Genomic DNA, 20612 nt, shown 5'->3' on the forward strand with positions numbered 1-20612 from the left:
CTTTTACTTTTGAGTAGAAGTTACTCTTTATTTCTTATCTTTTCTTCGTTTGCTTTCAATTCTTTTATCAACTCCTTTATTCTAAGAAATTGTTTGAACATTGTTTCGAATTCTCCAGTCGTTACATTTTTGAGCGGCGTGCTCTCTTGTATAAAGACATAGGCATCACACCAGTTTTTCACAGAATGAAATTGATATTGTCTCTGATAACGTGCCATTCTTGGAATAACTAATAACTCAACAATACCGTCATCCATATATTTGGATGGATAATAGAAATAACTTTCTTTTGTGCTTAGAGCTAAATGTTCAAAACTATTATATGGTGGCTTGGATAATGGTAATGCTATCAGCTTGCTAAAATAACCGGCGGATTCCTGAGTAAATGTTCCTTTTCCAACTTGAAAACCAATTGAGTAATACTTATCTCCATAATATTTCTTTAAACGATTCCCTGCTGGGATTTCTTTATACGGAAAACTATCAAAACGTTCCAAGTTAGAAAGATGGGCACTATGAGCGTGAATGATTAGCTTCTCATCTTTTTTTAAGAAATGATCAGCAAGTTGTTTGGTATAAGTAAACATATAGAAATCCCTATAATCAGGAGGAGGCAATTGGGAGCCAATACCCAAATTGATACAAGTTTCTATGTATTGGGTAAAAAGCGAAAAATTCTCTTCTCCCAACTTCGTTTTTAAATAAACATCCTCATGAGCATATTGCAATATATCTTTAAATTCTTTATCATATAGTTTTAATAAATAGTATCGCCCTTTTTCTTTATCCAATAGATTTAATAGGTAGTCATAAAAATATGGACTTATGATGTCTTTATAATCCATACCAGATAGGTGTACTTTACGAAGAGATGTCTTGTTATACTCCTTTAACCAATCCACAAAGCCCATAAGCTCGCTATTGTTTGTAAAAAACATCTGCATGATTTCTTTTATTTGTTTTTCAATGTCGGGTGATGATATAATTCCTTGTATATATGCATCGACCAGTAGTAAGGCATCAACGGGAGCCTCTAACAGAACAAACCTGCAATCTCCATTTTGAATGAGATTCTTTGAAAATTGAATAACCGCAGTTTTTAATTCTTGCGAACCATGAGTACATTCTCCTAATCCTATGATTTTTTTATCTTTCAATTCATTTATTCGCGTAAGCAGAGTACTATCATTGTCATGAGATAATTTTATAATCTTATTTTTGATAAGTCTTTTGTGAATGTTTGTGTTAATGACAGTTTGATCTTCAATAGATTGTTTCCCCAGATCTTTTCCATCAATATTGATTTGCAGGTCACTTAAACATATTTGTTGATCCGGATTACTATTTCCAAAATAAAAGATATTAATTCGTAATGCTTTGGCTTTATATTTCCCGTCCGTCAATTTTAATGATAGTACATTATCCGTCCATTCCGGATGTTCCAGCTTTTTGTCTTCAGATGCTACTGCCACTTCATTACTGTTGAGAGCTGTAACTGTAAGCCATGCATTAGTTATCTCTCTTGTTTTACTTTTTATAGATACTTGGCAGCTATCTCCATTTATCTGTTCTGGTATCATGATAGTGCAAGATGTAATAAATATCATATTCTTATTTTTTGATGGAGGTGGAGTATATGATATTTTATAAACTATATTATCATCTTTCTTTATTTGCATTGATTCAATATAAGTAAAGCATCCGGTTTGGTTCTTTATCCAAGACCACTTTTGTTCTTCTCCTCCCTTAAAATTGAAATTATATTCTTCTGCGATAGTTTGAGCAATAGATGATGCGGGAAAGATAAATATAAATAATAGTACAGGAAATATAAGGCAAAATCTCTCTTTTTGTTTCTGTATCCCGCTAATACCTATTCGTACTAATTTCTGTTTCATATGCATTAAATTTAAGTTGTGTGATTCTACAAATATAGAAATAAAAACGCATTGTTGCATAGACAATCAATGATTTAATATTGCTTGTTGACTCAATATCAATATTCAAGGTATTTGCCAGTGAACCATTCGGCAATTATACCATTATAACCTGCTGGTACGTCTTGATACTGTCCTTAAAAAGATTCAACATGTCGGTTAGAGACATAATCTCATATTTGTCGTCTGCATTATTTTGAGCATAGATCAAACCAGGCAATAAATATATGAAAAGTGATATAATTCTATTTTTCATAATTGACCAACTATACGTACGGTATCTGATTCATTTCGCTTTGGCAAAATAAATATATTATCTGTCTCTGGGACAGGATCTATTACTTCGATATAATCTTTCGGATTTCTATACCAAAACACCTTTTGTAATGATTTGATATAGTGGTTGAGTTTCTTAGCTCCTTCGTCAGTGTATAAGCAATAAAGAGGGATACAACCACGATATCGTTTTTGAATTAATATGACCAAGCAATGAGTATATTTATTTTCATATTTTTCCCACATTTTTAAAGGGTATGTGATAACAGTATCTGCATTGAAGGATTCACGGGCATATTTGGAAGACTTATAAGTTATAGGTAATTCAGATAAAAAAGCGACTCGTTTTCCCGTATTTTTAAGGAAGTCCGCTTTAATATGGGTTAAATGATAAGTATTCATCTCAACTTTCATTTCTGGAAGCAAATCAAAATCTGCATAGACTGAATCATTGCGTCTGCAAAATATACTGGGAATAGCAGTGAGTATAATAAAATTACTATCTTTGGATAGAAAGGATTTGCGATAGTAGCTTGGTAATCTCTTAGATTCTTTTGCAAGAAAGCATCCTAAATAAACTTTGTTTTTTCCTAAAGAATCGATATAGGATATAAAATCTTTAGGCTGATTATACTGTACTTGATTTCTATCTAGTGCATAACCTTCTGGGATAAAAACATTTTGAAGACTTTTATCTTTTTGAGGATAAGCATTCGATGCTATCAAAAGTAATAATGATGATAAGATTATTGTTTGTAGTATTCTCATTGTTTTACACTTTAATAATTGTAGCCATTATAATCATTCTGATAAATTTTAGTTGTGTGATTCTGTAAAGATAGAAGTAATAGGATAAATTCCCATCTTATTTTTGCATCTTAATTATTAGCGGATCTTTCTTTAGCTTTTAAATGAGGTATTTCATATTCATCTATGATTGGTGGATCTATTACTTCAATGTAATCTTTCGGTTCTCTATACCAAAAGACATGTTCTAATGATCTGATATAGTGACTTAGCTTTTTGGCACCTTTGTCATTATAAAAGCAATACAGAGCAATACATCCACGACGTTTTTTTTGAATTATCATTACTTGGCAATGATTGTACTTATTTTCTAAATTTTCCCACATTCTTAAAGGATATGTAATTACAGTATCCGCATTAAATGCTTTACGAGCATATTTTGAAGATTTATAAATGAGAGGAAGATCACACAAAGAAGTAACCCTTTCTCCTGTATTCCTAAAAAAATCTCCTTTGATTATTTCTAAATGATAAGTATTCATTTCAATCATAAATCCTGTTTTAAAACTAAAGTCAGCATAAATAGAATCTTTATCCCCGCAGAATATGGGAGGCACAGATACGTATGCAATAAAATTACTGTCTTTTGATAGTATGCAATTATAATGTCGACTAAATGCATGTGCTCTAAATTGTTTTGAAGTAATGCATATTAGATTACCGTTAGGAATATGATGAAACACAAAATCGCTGGACTGATTAAATCGTACTTGGTTTCTATCCAATGCATATCCTTCAGATATATATCCACCAGAATTGAAAAAATCTTTAGTTTTTTTATCTTCTTGAGAGCATACCTTTGATATATTCAAAAGTAATAATGCTGACAAGGTTATTGCTTGGTAAGCCCCCGATAAAGTACCCGTTGTCTTTGTATCTTTAAGTCTCGATCTTTGCCAGAAAAAAGACTATGCAAAAAATGAGTAAAGAAGAATTCATTGAAATCCTGTCTCGTCAACAGCGTAGCGGTTTGACGATAAAAGACTTCTGTATAAATGAAGCCTATACCGAATCAAGCTTTTACTATTGGAAAGGAAAGTTTGGCCTATCGAGGCGTTATCATATGGATAGGCATTCTTCCTCTTTAGAGGAGTTTGCACCGGTTAGCCTCACCTCTTCACCTGCTTCCCACTCTGCCTGTGATAGTGGCGCTATACAAACGGGTGAGATCCGGATAGAGTTCCCCGGTGGTATTATCGCCCACTTCAGTGGTATGGCTGAATCCCAGGCGGCCATGCAATTGCTCACTCAACTCTGCAATCGCCATGTTTTGCCTGAATGACACGATGCGCTACTTTCTCTGTCCGGGTAAGACAGATATGCGTAAAGGTATGAACTCATTATGCGGGGTTGTTCATGATAAAATGGGATATGATGTCCGTTTAGGTGATGTGTTTATCTTTATCAACCGCCAGCGCACTACAATGAAACTGCTACACGCGGAAGATGGCGGACTGGTTTTGTACATAAAACGACTTGAAGAAGGCACTTTCCGCCTTCCCTCTTATGACAAAGAAAGCAAGTCGTACCCTATGCAGTGGCGTGACCTGGTTCTGATGGTAGAGGGAATCAACGACGAACCTTCCAAAAGGCTCAAACGTCTGAAAGCGTTACGAAAAAGTGACATGCAGTACTGAAAAACAGCAGGTGAAACCTTGATTATACGGTTGCTTTTCTGTATTTTTGTATTGTTCAAAACAGGTATGACGAATGACTCAGACAGAAACATTAGAACTTTTGGTGGCCACACTCCAGCAGGCTAATAGCTCCCAGTCTGAGTCAATCGAGCGTCTGACCCGGCAGAACGAACAGCTGCAAAATAAGCTTCAGGAACTGCTGGCTCAGGTAGCCTGGTTAAATCGTCAGTTATTCGGCCGTAAGAGCGAGAAATTAGCCCATCTGGATCCGAACCAGCTATCACTGTTCGATCCACCTGTTCAGCCGTTGGAACACGAAATACCGGAAGAAGCCGCAGCCCAAGAACCTGTCTGCTCGACGACTCCCAAAAAGAAAGTGCGTCAGAACCGCAACATGTTGGATGGCCTTCCTGTAGTGGAGATTGTCATAGAACCCGAAGGAGTCGATCCGGATAAATACAAGCGCATAGGCGAGGAACGCACACGTACACTTGAATTTGAACCGGGCAAATTATACGTAAAAGAGATCATACGTCCCAAGTATGGCCTGAAAGACAATATAAGTTTGCCTCAGGGGCATCAGGGCAGTGTTATTATAGCCCCTCTTCCGCTATTGCCTATCTACAAGGGACTTCCCGGTGCCAGCCTGCTCACTGAAATCCTCTTGCAAAAATATGAATATCATGTACCATTCTATCGTCAGGTGCGTGAGTTTCACCATTTAGGCCTGAAGATCTCGGAAAACACGCTTCAGGGGTGGTTCAAACCTGCCTGTGAATTACTTAAACCTCTCTATGAAGAGTTGAAGAAACAGGTATTGAAGGCCGACTATATCCAGGTGGACGAAACGACATTACCGGTTATCAACAAACAGAATCATAAAGCGGTTAAGGAATACTTGTGGATAGTCAGGGCGGTTATGGATGGATTGGTCTTCTTTCATTATGATGACGGTTCCCGCTCACAGGAAACAGCCTGGAAATTATTACAAACCTTCAAAGGATATCTTCAAAGTGACGGCTATGCGGCCTACAACATCTTTGAGGGTAAGAAAGAGGTGTGCCTTGTCGGATGCCTTGCCCACATAAGGCGACATTACGAGGTTGCCAAAGAAGAGAATGAATCCCTGGCCGGATATGTTCTGGCTCAAATACAGCAACTCTATCGGATCGAACAGATTGCCGACCAGGAGGAACTCACTTATGAGCAACGCATGCTTAGAAGACAGGAACAGGCACTTCCCATACTTGAGCAACTGGAAAAATGGATGGAAACAGCCTATCCGAAAGTGCTTCCTAAAAGCCGGATGGGGCAAGCTATCGCTTACGCGTATCAACTTTGGCCACGTATGAGGAATTATCTGAAAGACGGCAGGCTTAAAATAGATAATAATCTGGCCGAAAATGCGATTCGTCCGATAGCCTTATCAAGAAAAAACTTCTTATTTTGTGGAAACCATGAAGCCGCGCAGAACACTGCCATAATCTGTTCGCTCTTGGCATCATGCAAAGCCTCCAACATTAACCCCCGGGAATGGCTCACGGAGGTGATTGCACTATTGCCGTATTATGCAGCCAACAAGGAGAAAGACCTAAAAGAGCTGCTACCCCATTGCTGGGAATCGGGAAACTCCAAAGAACTCTAATAATACTCTAACGAAAAACAAGAATATAAATACAGAATCACTATAGCTTTGTTCGATTTGCTATAGCGATTCTTTTTTATACGGGTACTTTATCGGGGGCTTACATTGCTTGTAGTATTTTCATAGTTCTATTGTTTTTATGTGTAACTATATTTGTTAAAACGTTGCATGCCAATCGCACCAAAAGGTCCATGCCGGTTCGTTCAGTCTCATTTTGTCTTCTCTATGCTTTTTAAGCATTTCCTTTGCTTGAGGGTAATCATACCATTTGCCGGCTAGTTCTTCTCCAAATGGTCCTGAAGAACCGGGGAAGAAATCGGTAAATTTCACTCGTTGATCAGTATCGGAGAGAACTATCAGTTCTTCGGCATACTTACAATTGGTTTCTATTTGTTCGAACCAATTATGTTCAGAATTATTCTTATAAAAACAATTATAGTCGAGTACGGTAAGTGTTCTTTGATCAACTAACTTGAATTTTCTATATCCTAGCTGATATAAAGCATTCAAAGTGTCCAATTCGTGTCCTGCTATATCTTCATCTTCTCCTATGCATTCAGTTTCTACTGATATATATAGAGGTTTCTCACTCACTTTTTCCATCGTTTGCAGTGCAATGATGTCATTTCCTTCTATATCTATTTTACAATAAAAAGGAGTACCGTATTCATGAAACAAATGGTCCAGCCGTTTTGATTTAATCTTCTTTTTAATAGCCTTGCAGCACATTCTTGAAGAAATAGAAACTTTAGTTGAACTCCAAATGGTATTTGGACCGATATAAAAATCGGTGTCTACGTCATTTGTGTCAGAAATCACATAGTTTAGCAACAATAGCTTTCCATTCTCTATGTATTTCTTAAAAATATTCTGCCATTCATTTATTAAATCAGGGTCAGCATCCACAGCAATTACCCGATACCCTTTCAAAAGATAAAAAAGGGTATCTTCTCCTTTATGAAAACCTATATCAAAAATGAGATTTTCCATTAGACTATTTTATTTTGTATAAATAATAAGTTTATCATTGTCATCAATCTTTCTTTTATTTCAGACTTATTGATTTCATGTGTTTATTCGCTCTTGCAAAATGCTCTCTTATTTTACCCTGCTGTTCCATATTACTCTGAGTAACATCCGAGTACCCAAAATCCTTTTGTTCTGAGATAAAAGGATAGATAACCATTATGTTTGTGGCTAGTTTGGATATTACTCCATCGGCTGTGTCAGTATTCTGAAACGAATAATCCAGCATCTTATCAAAAAAACGATTATAAATAACAATGAACTGTGTGCACCAAAACCAGTCAACTTTATAACGATGATATCCTGCAGGGATCGCTTGTCCAAATCCTCCAATACCACCGGAAAGTACTTCCGCTCCTTGTATATAAGCTTCTGTAACTTCTTTGAACAGTAATTTGGGAGAATAATTTTCCGTGAAATAATGGTCGTCTTCGCAAATGACAATGATGTCATCTCCTTTCTCTTTTGCCATTTTTATGATTTTGATCATACTATTCCATAAACCTACTGCACCGATAGGATGGGCCGAAGCCTCTACCCAATTTAACTCGAATTCTTCCTTGTTGTCGAACTCCTTAGTAATATGTTGTTTACGTTCCACTCTTTCTCTCATATTGATAACATAAACCGGAAGATAAAAATCCGGTTGATGCTCGGATGCAAGCTGTTCTATAATCTTATTGCTTTTATCGAGCCATATATCCCAGTTTAAACGTTCTTCAAAATCCTTTCGTGCAGTTTTCCTTAGTTTGGAATATGTTATATGGTTATTGAATATCTCTTCTATTTTATCAGCATATTCCAGCGAAGAAGCATCGATGTTGAACAGAAATCCATTTTCTCGTTCTTTGATAACCTGTGATACACCTCCTACATTAGTGCCTAACGATGGAATACCATAGGCGCATGCTTCGCAGAAAACTATTCCAAAACAATCAAAGCGAGTGGGCAGAATCAGAAAATGCGATCGTGTCAGGATCTCATGGAATTTTAACCTGTCATTGGAGTTTGTTTTGTCGATAAAAGGGTATATTTCAATATTCGGATCATTTGGTAAGGACATTGGAGGTTCACTTCCTACAATAGTAAGCGTACATTGAAATCCCCTTCCTTTTAGATTATGATAAATTTCAAGTACTTTATTTCCACCTTTCATATTCCAATTTCTTCCGATAAATAAGAGGTTACATGGTGCATTTATCGGCGATACGTTATCTGGAATCGGGATGTTCTCTGTGATATTCGCTCCAAATTCAACCACTTCTATGTTCTCGGCATCAGCATTGTAATCCTGCATTGCGCTCTGTTTTGCCCATTCCGAACAATAAATAATTTTATCCACCTTTTGTATAGCGAGTGATTCCAGTTGTTCGGCTAGTTTGGTAAGACTTTTGTCCTGCCAGTTCATGTATTGATTAAACAGATGAAATGTAGTATCTCCAATATAAATAAGTGGTATATCCGAAACGAGATATGCGGCAAAGAAATAATCTCGGCATATAATTACATCATAACATTCCTTTTTCAATAGGTCAGAAAACAATTTACCAAAAAGCAACGCATAATTTTCAGGAAAGAATGTTTCATTGTTTTTGAAATTGGCTTTGTGGAATTCCCAAACCTCAGCAAACACAGTTTCGCCTACCCATATCACCCTATGTTTCTTTTGAAGTGAAGTGTATAGAGAGTAAAGAGTACCTGACCAGTTATTTTGATCATTAGGGTTTGATGAAGATAAAAAAGCGATATTCATGGTTGTTCTAATTCTATCTAAAATAATTTATTAATTTTCAATTGAAAGATTAAACCATTGTATCGCGTTGTATTCTATTAAATAGATTCACAAAAAAACGAAAAATGTCTTCATTAGACATCCATTTATTCTTTTCTAAATTTTCAAAGTCGGATAATAGGCTATTTAATGTTTTATTATTATATATAGAGAGAAGATAGAGAAGAATTTCCTTTCTCAAACGGATAGAACCTAAAGACATTTCCTTTTTCTTCGTTACGGTGACCTGCGTATCACTTCTTCTAAACATTAATAGTTCTTGTGGTTCTACAAATAATATTCCTCCAGCTTTCGCTATATCAAACCACAATTTATAATCTTCCACACAGGGGTAATTTTGATATTCAATATGGTGATTAAGCAGAAACTCTTTTTTAATCATCACACTAGGATGAAGTAGCATGTTGTATTTTAGTAATTCCAACACAGGTTCGTGTATGATTCCATATCCAAGGTGGGAAACATTTCTTTCGTTGCCCTTATCGCTGAAAATCTTAGCCCATGTTCCACAAACTGTAATATCCGGATTTTTTTTCATACGTTTTAATTGAATTCTTAATCGTTCTGTATGCATTATATCATCGGCATCCATGCGTGCAATATAAGAGCCGGAAGCCAACTCTAATCCTTCATTTAAGTTTTGAATAAATTGATGCTCCTTTCTGACTAAACGTATTCTTTTGTCTGTATATCCTTGAATGATTTCTACTGTCCGGTCTGTTGAACCATCATCTATAATAAGAAACTCAAAGTCGGTCAGTGTTTGATTCAAAACACTATCAATAGATTCTTTTATATATCTCTCACCATTTCTGACGGGCATTAGAACTGTTATTTCAGGCATTGTCTTGTTCTATTAATTGTTCATATACATTAATCGTATTCTCTATCATCTTTTCCAGAGTGAATCTTTCTTGGTAGTTCTTGATTGCATTTGTGCTCAGTTTTAGCCTTAAGGCTTCATCATCTATCAAGCGGATGATGGCGTCTGCTAATTTCTCTTCATCTAGCTCTAAACCAAAATCTTCATCAAACACTAAAGGGATTCTCAAAGCGTTTACTTCATCTTCGAACATTTCGGAAAGTGCATCTACATCTGATACGATCATTGGCATACCAAACATGGACATTTCAATAGCCACATAGCTACATTGTTCATGTAAAGAAGGAATGACTCCTATAGTATTTGTTGTATATAGTTCTTTCAGCTCATTAAAAGAAACAGTCCCTAATATGTCAATCTTTAGTTGTTTGTATGCTTTGCGGATATGAGATGACATATATCCGGTACATTGCCCAACTAATTTCAGTTTGCAAAAATACCCTCTACTGGCTACTTTATTTAATGCATTAAGTAAACAAATCACTCCTTTTTCACGACTGATTCTGCCTACGAAAAGGATCTCTGGTGTTCTAGATTTTCTTTCCTGCAAGGTGATTCCCGTATCATCCATACCATTATATATAACAGATATTTTGTCTGGATGGATACCATATGCTGAAATAATGTGTTTCATTGCGGAATAAGAAACACATATAATTCTATCAGATAAAGGATATGCAATCTTTTCTAGTTGATTTTCATTTATTAAATTGAATGTGTTATTCAACCATTGAGAGTACTGTTTCTTAAACAGACTTTCATTATATTCAAGACTTAGTTTCCAAGGAATGATATGTAAATGGGTTAAAATATGTCCGCCTAAAGATAACTTTAAAATATCCGCTAATTTTACTAGTAATAATTCTTGCACATGCCAAATTAATTGTTTCCTGTTTTTAAAATAGGGAGATATTAAGTCGGATACGACGTTAAAATACTTAGTAAGCCAATATATTTCATTTCTCAGAGGCTTGGATTTAGAAGGATATGGGATATTAGCAATTATCCTATCCTCTGTCACTTCAAATTTGGGAAAGATCAGACTGGTATTTAAACAAATAATATGAACTTTAATGCCGTTCATATGTTTCATACCTTCTGTTAACATTTGAATATAGCGTACAACACCGGATGGATTGCCAGTTTCTATTCTGAGGATTACAACATTTTTTTCTATCATTTCAGCATTATATAGTGTCCGGTGGATTTTATATCTTGGAAATTAAGACATTCCATAAGTAACAATTGGGGAATTCCTCCTTTTAGTCTACTTAATGTCAGCCGATTTTCTTTATATAAATAAGATTCTTTATTAAACAAGAGGCTTGACAATTGTTTCTTTAAAGATGTCCATTCACTTTCTTTATTAAGAAGTTGTAATTTATTCAGATTGTAAATAGCATCAATTGATTCTTTTAAGTTTAGGGTTTCCAAAACCATATTTGAAAAGTAGCATTTTATAATCGCATTTGCCAGCTTTATGATATCTTTGCGTTTATGGCACAAACCATATTGCAAAAGATTGACTCCAAATGATATATTAGTACAAACATGTTTATCACTGATTAATTTTTTATGTGTTTGTACTATTATGTCAATTAATGTTTCTCCTCGAATACTTAATTCTTCATAAAGATTATAGAGACAGAGCATTTTCGTAGCATGGTAATAGAACAAATTACGTTCAAACAAACTTTTAGGAATTTGTTTTAGGTAATCATAGAGGTTCTCTATTAAATTGGGAAGTATTTCATCAAAATCAGATTCCTGAATATATGATTTAGAAGCTATTAAAAACGATATAGCGTCGTTTTTAGATACAATATTGTTCATATCTGTTTTTAATTGTTTTATGAATGCTACTATTTCTTTATGTTCTTGACCATATAATTCCAGATAATCAGCTTCAATATATTCTTTTTCAATAAGATGAATAAGAGACCATGCTATTCCCATTTTTCCTTCATTAAATGTATTGCTTTTCATAGGAGAAGCTAGTACCTCTTGCAATAACTCAAAAGCATGTTTTTCAGCTAAAGCATCCTTAAAATAGTGAGAATATTCGAAAAGAATTAAAGAATACCCCATTTTACCAAACATCAGACTAGAGTTGTCTAATGAATATCCATGTAATAATATAAAGTTCACCAAAAAATTATTTTTCATACTTCGTTTATATTAACTCGCTTTAATAGGGAAATCTTCAATATTGAATTGTACTATGGCAGAATGGTTGTAGTCCTTCTTTGTGGCAATTTCAATAAGCAGTGTTCGAAATCAGTGACTTAGTATTGTTTCTTGACTTAATATCAATATTCAAGGTAGTCTTCAATCTTAAACTTTTCATCTTTTACAATAAATTTTAAATATCGACCATATAACATTTTCTTGTCAATGGTTATCAGGGGGCCAAAACTGTTTTCAGGAAACTTCCTTATTTGTTTTTCTAAATAAGATACAATCATTTTCTCGTCGGTAGATAATGTTTTCGGCAATAAGAGGTGTGGAATAATTTGTCCTGTTTTAGGGACTACTTCCAATAGAAATGAATATTCCCTCCCAACATGTTTGCTAAATTCTGTAGGAAAATTTTCATTAATTAGGGGAGAGATTAAAAAATCTATATTCCTTTTAATGTCATCATACCAACATCCGTCTTCGCGTATTAATATCATGCCTCCTTTTTGTGGAAAACAAGAAGATTCAAACTTACCCTCATCTGGAGTTATTTGTTTTTCGTCAGATATCCTACCTTTATGAATGGATATGAGTGAAGCTTTCTTTGATACAACTGTATTAAATAGCTTTCTTGGGCAATGCAAAACGAATAATCTACCAGTGAACCATTTGGCAATTATACCATTATAACCTGCGGGCACATCTTGATACATAGCTGATTCTCTCATTCCATATTTCTCTTTTATTTTTTGTAATTCAAGAGAAGCTTGTTTTAAGGAATCTTTGTTTTGCGGAAATATATCTTCTAAAAATAGATACTTACAGTTTCTGTTTGGGATTCTCCATTGAGCTACACAACAAAATTCTTTCTTTAAAGGTGAAGGATACATAAAAGAAGGCTCATAGAAGTAACCGGGAACATATATTTCGTCATAATCTTGAGGAACACTATTTTTACTATCTTTGAAAAGACTAAACATGTCAGTTAGAGACAGAATCTCATATTTGTCGTCTGCATTATTTTGAGCATAGATTAAACTAGGCAATAAATATATGAAAAGTGATATAATTCTATTTTTCATAATTGTTGTTCTCAATATGGAATATAGGTATCAGTTGGCTCATGATAAATATAAAATTCTTTATATCCAATTTCTTGTAATTTACTCTTTGTTTCATAGTCTGCATCACTTGGATAGTTAGCATATTCACTCTGATGGTTATGATATTTTATATCACATCCACTATACGCCATTGACACTTCTTTTTCTTGATGATTGGTACCTGCGAAAAAATGATAAGTTGAACTATCCACGCACATAGACCATTCTACAGAAGTATTTTGAGTTAAAAAACTATAGATATCTCGATTCTGTTCACTAGTACCTTCAATAACCAATTGACCAGAAGATATTTGAAAAGATGTACCTTTAGGCAATTCCATTGTTGGAGCCCCATCCCATGATCCCATTGATACAAGAACCTCATCTGTATTTGTTTCGTTAGAGTAAAGTACACGCCCATCCACTCCAATTACATATAAAGTACCTCCGATTACTCCTTTTTCTTCATTTTGACTCAATACAGGCATTTCTTTTCGAATTTCATCAATAAGTGCCCTTGTTAATTTTTGTTTCATAAGTGTTTGATTTTAGTTTTGTGATTTCACAAATATAGAAACGATGGGATAAATCCCCATCTTATTTGCATCTTAATTATCAGCGGACTTTTCTTTAGCTTTTAAATGAGGTATTTCGTATTCTTCTATGATTGGTGGATCTATTACTTCAATATAATCTTTAGGCTCTCTATACCAAAATACCTTTTTTAATGATCTTATATATTGACTTAATTTTCTAGCACCTTTGTCATTATAAAAGCAATACAGAGCAATACATCCGCGACGTTTTTTTTGAATAATCATTACTTGGCAATGATTATACTTATTTTCTAAATTTTCCCACATTCTTAAAGGATATGTAATTACAGTATCCGCATTATATGCTTTACGAGCATATTTTAAAGATTTATAAGTGAGAGGAAGGTCGCATAAAGAGGTCACTCTTTCCCCTGTATTTACAAAAAAATCTCCTTTGATTATTTCTAAATGATAAGTATTCACTTCAATCATAAATCCTGTTTTAAAACTAAAGTCAGCATAAATGGAATCTTTATCCCCGCAAAATATGGGAGGCACAGATACGTATGCAATAAAATTACTGTCTTTTGATAGTATACAATTATAATGTCGATTGTAGTCTCTAACTTGTTTTGAAGTAATGCATGTTAATCGATCACCGCCGGGAATATAATGGAATACAAAATCGCTGGACTGATTAAATCGTACTTGGTTTCTATCCAATGCATATCCATCAGATATATATCCACCAGAATTGAATAATTCTTTAGTTTTTTTATCTTCTTGAGAATATACTTTTGATATACTCAAAAGTAATAATGATAACAAGACTAAATCTTGCAGAACTCGCATAGCTTTTTATTAATTGTAGTATTAATTATAGTAACTGTAATCACTGTTAGCAGTACCATTGTAGTCACTAATATTTTCATAATTATAATTCCCGTAATAACTATTACCATAGCCATAACTATCTTCGTAATTACCATAACCAAAATAACCATAGGCATAGCCGTAGCTTTCCTCATGAGCACCAATGGTAGTATCAATGTCGGCTTTTTTTATTCGATATATTGTGGATATATCCGAAATGTCTACTTTTCTTACCTTTTTCCCATCTTCCCCCTCTAGGGTTGGGTCAAAATAAGAGATTTTTCCGTTTTCATCTGGTACTGCAAAGACTATAATAGTATGTCCTGTGCCATCAGGATTTACCATAGTTGCAACTTGATAATAGTCTCTGTTAGAAGTCATTGAACCTGGAACTGTATTACCAAATCCCATAACGCTAAGGACATTTCCAATTAATTCATTGGGAACTCCTCCCATTGCTGTAGGATCAAGACCATAAATATCTTTATAATCATTAGCATAATCTTGCGCAGATCGGGAGGGATCCATATGGTGCATGCAATTGAATAAACAATCCCAACTTGTAGTTCCACCATCTCCACCGTTGCAACATCTCATTTCCATTTCTGTCAGTACTGGCATCTCTTTCCGAATCTCATCAATGAGTGCTCTTGTTAATTTTTGCTTCATAAGTATTAAATTTTATTTGTGTGATTCTGCAAATATAGAAATAAATTTCGCATCTTTGCAAGAAATATAAATCTTTTTTTATGCAAACAAGACAATTCCCCTGGGAGTACCAAATGGATGCAAAAGACTGTGGCCCAGCATGTATCAAAATGATAGCAAAATACTACGGCAAATACTATTCGTTGCAATATTTGAGGGATTTATGTGGGATAACCAGAGAAGGAGTTTCCTTTTTGGATATTAGCTATGCTGCCGAAAAAATAGGGCTAAGAACTGTAGCGGTTAAGGCGACTATGGAGAATCTGACCAACAGGATTCCACTGCCATGTATCATACACTGGGACCAGCACCACTTCATAGTTGTGTATAAAACAAAAAAAGGGAAGATATATGTGTCCGATCCTGCCAAAGGCTTGCTTTCCTATCCGGAAGAGGATTTCAAAGACAGATGGTATAAGGAAGGGGAAGAATTCGGGATGCTGATGGTACTGGAGCCTATGGCAAACTTCAAGCAAATAGAAGCTCATGAACGGATCGAAAGATTCAAAAGTTTCGAAAACCTTCTCAACTATTTTACGCCATATAAAAAAGCATTCGGCATATTGTTCGCTATCATGTTGATAGCCACCGGACTGCAAGCAGTACTTCCGTTTATCTCAAAATCTGTAATAGATATAGGTATATATACTCAGGATATATCTTTCATCTACATGATGCTAATCGGCAATATTGTTCTTTTACTTAGTATAACGCTGTCAAATGTATTAAGAGACTGGGTCTTGCTGCACGTTTCTACCCGTGTCAATATCTCCCTCATATCGGACTATCTGATCAAATTAATGAAATTACCGGTGACTTTCTTCGAAAACAAACTGGTCGGTGATATCCTTCAACGGGCGGGCGATCATGAAAGAATACGCAGCTTTGTGATGAACAACTCCTTGGGGATGTTCTTCTCTATCATTACATTCGTTGTATTCAGCATTATACTGTTGATTTATAATCCTATGATCTTTTTTATTTTTATAGCGGGCAGTGGGATTTATGTAGCATGGATTTTCACCTTTTTGAGCATACGTAAAAAGCTCGACTGGGAGTATTTCGAACTGAATGCCAAGAACCAAAGTTACTGGGTGGAAACCATCGAAAATGTTCAGGAGATTAAAATAAACAATTACGAAGACCTTAAACGCTGGAAATGGGAAGCTATACAGGCAAGGATATACCGGTTGAATCTGAAAGTGCTGAAAATCAATAATGCACAGTCGCTTGGGGCGCAATTTATCAATAGTATGATGAATATTGCCGTCACGTTCTACTGTGCCATCGCCGTTATCAATGGAGATATCACTTTCGGAGTCATGATCTCAACGCAATTTATTATAGGGATGCTGAACGGACCTGTGGCACAGTTAGTCAGTTTTATACAATCTGCCCAGTATGCTAAAATCAGCTTTATGCGTATCAATGAAATTCATCAGCTGAAAGATGAAGACGATTCTTCGCCTGTGATAAGCAACAGTCTGAGTTTGCCTGTAGACAAAAGTTTATATCTGAAGAACGTATCATTTCAGTATTCGAGAAATGCTCCGCTGGTTTTGAAAAACATCACCTTGCAGATTCCTAAAGGAAAAGTGACCGCTATTGTCGGAGACAGCGGATGCGGCAAATCTACTTTACTTAAACTGTTGTTGCGTCTATACATGCCTTCTTACGGAGAAATCTGTATGGGAGATATGAACGTGAATAATATCAGTCTTCGCAATTGGCGTGCTAAATGCGGCTGCGTGATGCAGGACGGGAAATTGTTTAATGACACCATACAGAACAATATTGTACTGGATGATGCCAATATTGATTATGAGGCATTGCAGAAGGCTGTTGAAGTAGCCAATATCAGCCACGAGATAGAAGCTATGCCGCAGGGATACCAGACAATGATCGGAGAAATGGGCAGAGGTTTGAGTGGAGGGCAACGGCAGCGTGTACTGATAGCAAGAGCGCTCTACAAGGATCCGGACTATCTGTTTCTGGACGAAGCTACCAATGCACTTGATACGATTAATGAGCAAAAGATAGTAAGGGCATTAAATAACGTTTTCAAAAACAGGACAGTCATTGTGGTAGCTCATCGGCTAAGTACGATTCGCAGGGCAGACCAAATCATCGTATTAAAAGCGGGAATGATCATAGAGACAGGCAATCATCAAAGCCTGATGACAAACAAACAGTATTATTACAACTTAATTCAAAGCCAATATGAACCGGAAACAAACACCTTCTCCACAGAAGAAAGCGCAGACTAAATCATCCGGAAGAAGCGAAGAACTGGATGAGATTATTGACCGGATGCCCATGGCTTTCGGAAAATGGGTGGCACTGGCGGTCATTGTATTTGCAGCATTATTTCTATTGTTCGGATGGATTATCAAATACCCGGATATGGTGACCGGGCAAATTAAAATTAATGCGCAGAACCCGACCGTAAGGCTTGTTGCCAACAGTACGGGGAATTTGCTGCTTCTTTCGCACAAAGCACAGGAGGAGGTGAAGAAGGGGGAATATATAGCGGTCGTGCAAAATCCTGCTTCTACAGAGGATGTGCGGAAGATTGCGGATTTAATAAATCGAATAGATTTCGATGGCACCCATTTGCTTGCTCTTAAAGATACATTTCCCGACAAGGTATATTTAGGAGAAATCAACCCTCAATACTATGCCTTTCTTGCAGCTCTGAAAGCTCAATGTGACTATCTGCAGCAGAATGTCTACGAAAAGCAAAGAGAGAATATCACGACGAGCATTGAATGGAAAAAGAAGATTGTCCGAGAAGCGGAGGACTCGCAGAAAGCTGCAAAAGATAGAATGGATGTTGCCCGGAAATGGCTTAAACGTTATGTCTCTCTTGATCAGCAGGAAATAGCGACTTATGAATATGAGACCGATCAGATTAAAAATAATTACCTGACAACAGTACAGGAGGTACAAAACATAAATAGGGAGATTGCCTCGACCCGCATGCAAATCACAGAAGCATACCATCGGCTGGAGCAACTGGAAGTGGAACAACTGGAGAAAGAACGGGAACTGAAAGTGGAACTTTTGTCCACTCATCAGAACTTGATAGCAAATATGGCCGCATGGGAACAGAAATATGTTTTCAAAGCTCCTTTTGATGGAAAAGTAGAGTTCCTGAAATTTATTTCAGATGGTCAATTTGTGCAGGCAGGAGAAGCGGTATTTGGAGTGATACCCAAGGAAAACCATATATATGGTCAGGTGCTGCTTCCGGCCAATGGAGCCGGAAAGGTAAAAGAAAACAGTAAAGTCGTTATTAAGTTAGAGAACTATCCCTACATGGAGTATGGATATATAGAGGGATATGTATCTTCTATTTCTTTGGTCACCCAAACGCAGAAAACAGGAGAAAAGACCATTGAAACATATTTGATTAACGTTGAATTGCCCAACGGATTAACAACTAATTATGAAGAGACTCTCGACTTTAAATATGAGTTGGGAGGAACTGCCGATATTATTGTAAAAGACAGACGATTGATAGAACGCCTGTTTGATAATTTAAGGTATCGGACTAAATAAAGCTCATACTCAAATTTACGCTCCATAGGAATTCAACACGACTTTTGCCCTCATGCTCTAACAGTCCGTCTGTATCCCTTTATTCATCGTGGTTTCGGGCGTGGTAGCAAGTGTGGTGGCAAGTATGAGAGCAAACGGTTGCTCTCACTCAGTTTCGTCGCATTATATGTTGTTTTTTGCTGCTATTATTTGATTTACAGAGTATTAATGTCTGAAGTGTCAACTATTAACGATTGGCATTTCAGCCATTAATAACTGAGAAATCAGGTGTTAATAGCTGATAACTCACGCATTATTGACCGATATATGATTGAATGCTTCCTGAAAGATCAGGTTGATTGAAACATTTCATGCGGTCAAATCAATCCAATCATATAAGTCAAGCGCCAGTTTCCTGCTTGGGAAACTGGCGTTCCCTTATAAGGGAACGCCAGTTCCAAGGCAGGAAACGAGCGTTTCCGATATAGGGAACGCTCGTTTCCAAAATAAGACTGATGTGTACTGGTTTTAGTTGACAACTTCGTTTGTTATAACTGAATTAGTTTACTCAATATACTTTAATATCTAAATAGGTTTACTTTTGTTATTCTTATTCCTATGTTAGTTGTCTTTTGTTGGTGCTTGCAAATTTATGCATCTTCCTTTATTTACGCAAGCCTTCTTCAGGAAAATGTAATGTTGCCAACAACCAAAAACTCTTCGGTCGGGGATCGCCCTAGCGGCAAGGGGCGGGACCACCCGTCCCGACGAGCGGGTATTATGCTGTTAATCCTCCCGTTTCGCTGACCACTTCCATAGGTGTCCTCATGTTTATCCCTTGATGAGGCCGCACATGATTATATACATATACAGCATCTTCAATGCGCTTGCTTACTTGCTCGAAGCTCTCATCATCACAGTCGAATAGCCAACCGTTTTTAATGGTGTTGTTCATTCTTTCAGCCAATGCATTATGTAAAGGATCACCACACTGCGTCATACTGATGTTGATTTGATGCTCTTTAAGCCTCTCTACATATTTATTTGAGCAATATTGGACACCCCGGTCGGAATGATGAATAAGAGTGCTCATGTCTATGTGATACTTCTCATAGAATGATATTGCCATCTCCAAAGCTTTCAAGGGCCCCTCCGTCTCAAGAGTTTTGTAAAGCGCATATCCCACGATGGCACGACTTGACGCATCGGTAAGCAACGAGAGGTAAGCCCAGCCCTGACCGGTGTTTACGTAGGTTATATCCGCCACTACCATAGCGCCCAATCTTGTAGCGACAAATTTGGGTGCAACATTCAACAGATCGGGGTAGATATAGTAATTATGGTTCGAATTCGTTGTTTTAGGACGCTTGCGACTTGTACGTTGACACAAACCATTGGAGCGAAAAATGTCATAACAACGATCACGACCGATAACCATCTTTGGTCCAAACTTACTCACGCAGCAGGCGTATAACTCGCGCATACCAGCTTTGGGCATGAGTTCCAACAGTTCTTTGCAGTACAACACGATGCTTGTGGTAAGGATATCAACCTCCAAATGTCGGTTCACATGCTTGTAATAACCTTGTCGGGTTATGCCGAAGTAATCACAGAGGAACTTTATACAACCACGTTTGCGTCGGGATGAGTACCTCTGTGACAAGGTGTCGA

Annotated in this window: 19 protein-coding genes; 5 read left to right on the plus strand and 14 right to left on the minus strand. The window is 36.3% G+C overall.

From position 1 onward, the window contains the following. Positions 1 to 20: 20 nt before the first annotated feature. The 4 genes from BT_RS21570 to BT_RS21585 form a co-directional block, all read right to left on the minus strand. Positions 21 to 1898: an erythromycin esterase family protein gene (locus tag BT_RS21570; protein ID WP_008764466.1), complete on the minus strand. Its 1878-nt coding sequence runs from the start codon at positions 1896 to 1898 to the stop codon at positions 21 to 23. A gap of 136 nt (positions 1899 to 2034) precedes the next feature. Continuing rightward, the gene (locus tag BT_RS21575; protein ID WP_008764467.1) at positions 2035 to 2193 is read right to left on the minus strand and encodes a DUF5030 domain-containing protein; all 159 of its coding nucleotides are present in this window, start codon (positions 2191 to 2193) and stop codon (positions 2035 to 2037) included. After that, positions 2190 to 2981: a hypothetical protein gene (locus BT_RS21580; protein ID WP_008764468.1), complete on the minus strand. Its 792-nt coding sequence runs from the start codon at positions 2979 to 2981 to the stop codon at positions 2190 to 2192. Before BT_RS21580 ends, BT_RS21575 begins: the two co-directional genes overlap by 4 nt. A 110-nt stretch (positions 2982 to 3091) precedes the next feature. Then, on the minus strand, positions 3092 to 3850 hold the full coding sequence (locus BT_RS21585; RefSeq protein WP_008759953.1) for a hypothetical protein: 759 nt from the start codon (positions 3848 to 3850) through the stop codon (positions 3092 to 3094). 80 nt (positions 3851 to 3930) lie between these two features. Here BT_RS21585 and BT_RS21590 point away from each other — a divergent pair, with 80 nt between their 5' ends. From BT_RS21590 to BT_RS21600, 3 genes are all read left to right on the plus strand, one after another. Continuing rightward, complete coding sequence (locus BT_RS21590) at positions 3931 to 4302, plus strand: IS66 family insertion sequence element accessory protein TnpA (RefSeq protein WP_005805145.1); 372 nt, start codon at positions 3931 to 3933, stop codon at positions 4300 to 4302. Next, on the plus strand, positions 4286 to 4657 hold the full coding sequence (tnpB, locus tag BT_RS21595; protein ID WP_015531149.1) for an IS66 family insertion sequence element accessory protein TnpB: 372 nt from the start codon (positions 4286 to 4288) through the stop codon (positions 4655 to 4657). Before BT_RS21590 ends, tnpB begins: the two co-directional genes overlap by 17 nt. 73 nt (positions 4658 to 4730) lie before the next feature. Further along, positions 4731 to 6302, plus strand: a complete 1572-nt coding sequence (locus tag BT_RS21600; protein WP_005805141.1) for an IS66-like element ISBthe6 family transposase — start codon at positions 4731 to 4733, stop codon at positions 6300 to 6302. A gap of 156 nt (positions 6303 to 6458) precedes the next feature. Here BT_RS21600 and BT_RS21605 read toward each other — a convergent pair whose 3' ends face one another. From BT_RS21605 to BT_RS21645, 9 genes are all read right to left on the minus strand, one after another. Beyond that, on the minus strand, positions 6459 to 7292 hold the full coding sequence (locus BT_RS21605; protein ID WP_008764472.1) for an FkbM family methyltransferase: 834 nt from the start codon (positions 7290 to 7292) through the stop codon (positions 6459 to 6461). Between the two features lie 55 nt (positions 7293 to 7347). Beyond that, positions 7348 to 9081 (minus strand): glycosyltransferase, encoded by a 1734-nt coding sequence (locus tag BT_RS21610; RefSeq protein WP_008764473.1) that lies wholly within the window; start codon positions 9079 to 9081, stop codon positions 7348 to 7350. A gap of 49 nt (positions 9082 to 9130) precedes the next feature. Then, positions 9131 to 9964, minus strand: coding sequence for a glycosyltransferase family 2 protein (locus BT_RS21615; RefSeq protein ID WP_011109186.1), 834 nt, complete (start codon positions 9962 to 9964; stop codon positions 9131 to 9133). Further along, the gene (locus BT_RS21620; RefSeq protein ID WP_008759957.1) at positions 9957 to 11183 is read right to left on the minus strand and encodes a glycosyltransferase family 4 protein; all 1227 of its coding nucleotides are present in this window, start codon (positions 11181 to 11183) and stop codon (positions 9957 to 9959) included. The genes BT_RS21615 and BT_RS21620 overlap by 8 nt, the downstream gene beginning before the upstream one ends. Next, positions 11180 to 12169, minus strand: a complete 990-nt coding sequence (locus BT_RS21625) for a hypothetical protein (protein ID WP_008759958.1) — start codon at positions 12167 to 12169, stop codon at positions 11180 to 11182. The genes BT_RS21620 and BT_RS21625 overlap by 4 nt, the downstream gene beginning before the upstream one ends. A gap of 143 nt (positions 12170 to 12312) precedes the next feature. Then, a complete protein-coding gene (locus tag BT_RS21630; protein ID WP_011109187.1) occupies positions 12313 to 13263 on the minus strand; it encodes a DUF5030 domain-containing protein in 951 nt (316 codons plus the stop codon). Positions 13264 to 13274: 11 nt separating this feature from the next. Next, positions 13275 to 13820 (minus strand): JAB-like toxin 1 domain-containing protein, encoded by a 546-nt coding sequence (locus BT_RS21635; RefSeq protein ID WP_008759960.1) that lies wholly within the window; start codon positions 13818 to 13820, stop codon positions 13275 to 13277. A gap of 72 nt (positions 13821 to 13892) precedes the next feature. Further along, complete coding sequence (locus BT_RS21640; RefSeq protein ID WP_011109188.1) at positions 13893 to 14672, minus strand: hypothetical protein; 780 nt, start codon at positions 14670 to 14672, stop codon at positions 13893 to 13895. Between the two features lie 21 nt (positions 14673 to 14693). Then, the gene (locus BT_RS21645) at positions 14694 to 15362 is read right to left on the minus strand and encodes a hypothetical protein (protein WP_008759962.1); all 669 of its coding nucleotides are present in this window, start codon (positions 15360 to 15362) and stop codon (positions 14694 to 14696) included. An 80-nt stretch (positions 15363 to 15442) separates the two neighbouring features. Here BT_RS21645 and BT_RS21650 point away from each other — a divergent pair, with 80 nt between their 5' ends. Then, on the plus strand, positions 15443 to 17668 hold the full coding sequence (locus tag BT_RS21650) for a peptidase domain-containing ABC transporter (RefSeq protein WP_008759963.1): 2226 nt from the start codon (positions 15443 to 15445) through the stop codon (positions 17666 to 17668). After that, a complete protein-coding gene (locus tag BT_RS21655; RefSeq protein ID WP_008759964.1) occupies positions 17622 to 18962 on the plus strand; it encodes an HlyD family secretion protein in 1341 nt (446 codons plus the stop codon). The genes BT_RS21650 and BT_RS21655 overlap by 47 nt, the downstream gene beginning before the upstream one ends. Before the next feature lie 757 nt (positions 18963 to 19719). On the opposite strand, the gene BT_RS21660 is transcribed toward BT_RS21655, so the two are convergent. Then, on the minus strand, positions 19720 to 20604 hold the full coding sequence (locus BT_RS21660; RefSeq protein ID WP_008764101.1) for an IS3 family transposase: 885 nt from the start codon (positions 20602 to 20604) through the stop codon (positions 19720 to 19722). Positions 20605 to 20612 lie beyond the last annotated feature (8 nt).

The sequence above is a fragment of the Bacteroides thetaiotaomicron VPI-5482 genome (assembly GCF_000011065.1).
In the GTDB taxonomy this organism is placed as follows: domain Bacteria; phylum Bacteroidota; class Bacteroidia; order Bacteroidales; family Bacteroidaceae; genus Bacteroides; species Bacteroides thetaiotaomicron.

Coding starts and splice junctions, on each gene's coding strand:
- BT_RS21570 (WP_008764466.1), bottom strand. CDS start 1,898: ATGAAACAGAAATTAGTACGAATAGGTATTAGCGGGATACAGAAACAA.
- BT_RS21575 (WP_008764467.1), bottom strand. CDS start 2,193: ATGAAAAATAGAATTATATCACTTTTCATATATTTATTGCCTGGTTTG.
- BT_RS21580 (WP_008764468.1), bottom strand. CDS start 2,981: ATGAGAATACTACAAACAATAATCTTATCATCATTATTACTTTTGATA.
- BT_RS21590 (WP_005805145.1), top strand. CDS start 3,931: ATGCAAAAAATGAGTAAAGAAGAATTCATTGAAATCCTGTCTCGTCAA.
- tnpB (WP_015531149.1), top strand. CDS start 4,286: ATGTTTTGCCTGAATGACACGATGCGCTACTTTCTCTGTCCGGGTAAG.
- BT_RS21600 (WP_005805141.1), top strand. CDS start 4,731: ATGACTCAGACAGAAACATTAGAACTTTTGGTGGCCACACTCCAGCAG.
- BT_RS21605 (WP_008764472.1), bottom strand. CDS start 7,292: ATGGAAAATCTCATTTTTGATATAGGTTTTCATAAAGGAGAAGATACC.
- BT_RS21610 (WP_008764473.1), bottom strand. CDS start 9,081: ATGAATATCGCTTTTTTATCTTCATCAAACCCTAATGATCAAAATAAC.
- BT_RS21615 (WP_011109186.1), bottom strand. CDS start 9,964: ATGCCTGAAATAACAGTTCTAATGCCCGTCAGAAATGGTGAGAGATAT.
- BT_RS21620 (WP_008759957.1), bottom strand. CDS start 11,183: ATGATAGAAAAAAATGTTGTAATCCTCAGAATAGAAACTGGCAATCCA.
- BT_RS21625 (WP_008759958.1), bottom strand. CDS start 12,169: ATGAAAAATAATTTTTTGGTGAACTTTATATTATTACATGGATATTCA.
- BT_RS21630 (WP_011109187.1), bottom strand. CDS start 13,263: ATGAAAAATAGAATTATATCACTTTTCATATATTTATTGCCTAGTTTA.
- BT_RS21635 (WP_008759960.1), bottom strand. CDS start 13,820: ATGAAACAAAAATTAACAAGGGCACTTATTGATGAAATTCGAAAAGAA.
- BT_RS21640 (WP_011109188.1), bottom strand. CDS start 14,672: ATGCGAGTTCTGCAAGATTTAGTCTTGTTATCATTATTACTTTTGAGT.
- BT_RS21645 (WP_008759962.1), bottom strand. CDS start 15,362: ATGAAGCAAAAATTAACAAGAGCACTCATTGATGAGATTCGGAAAGAG.
- BT_RS21650 (WP_008759963.1), top strand. CDS start 15,443: ATGCAAACAAGACAATTCCCCTGGGAGTACCAAATGGATGCAAAAGAC.
- BT_RS21655 (WP_008759964.1), top strand. CDS start 17,622: ATGAACCGGAAACAAACACCTTCTCCACAGAAGAAAGCGCAGACTAAA.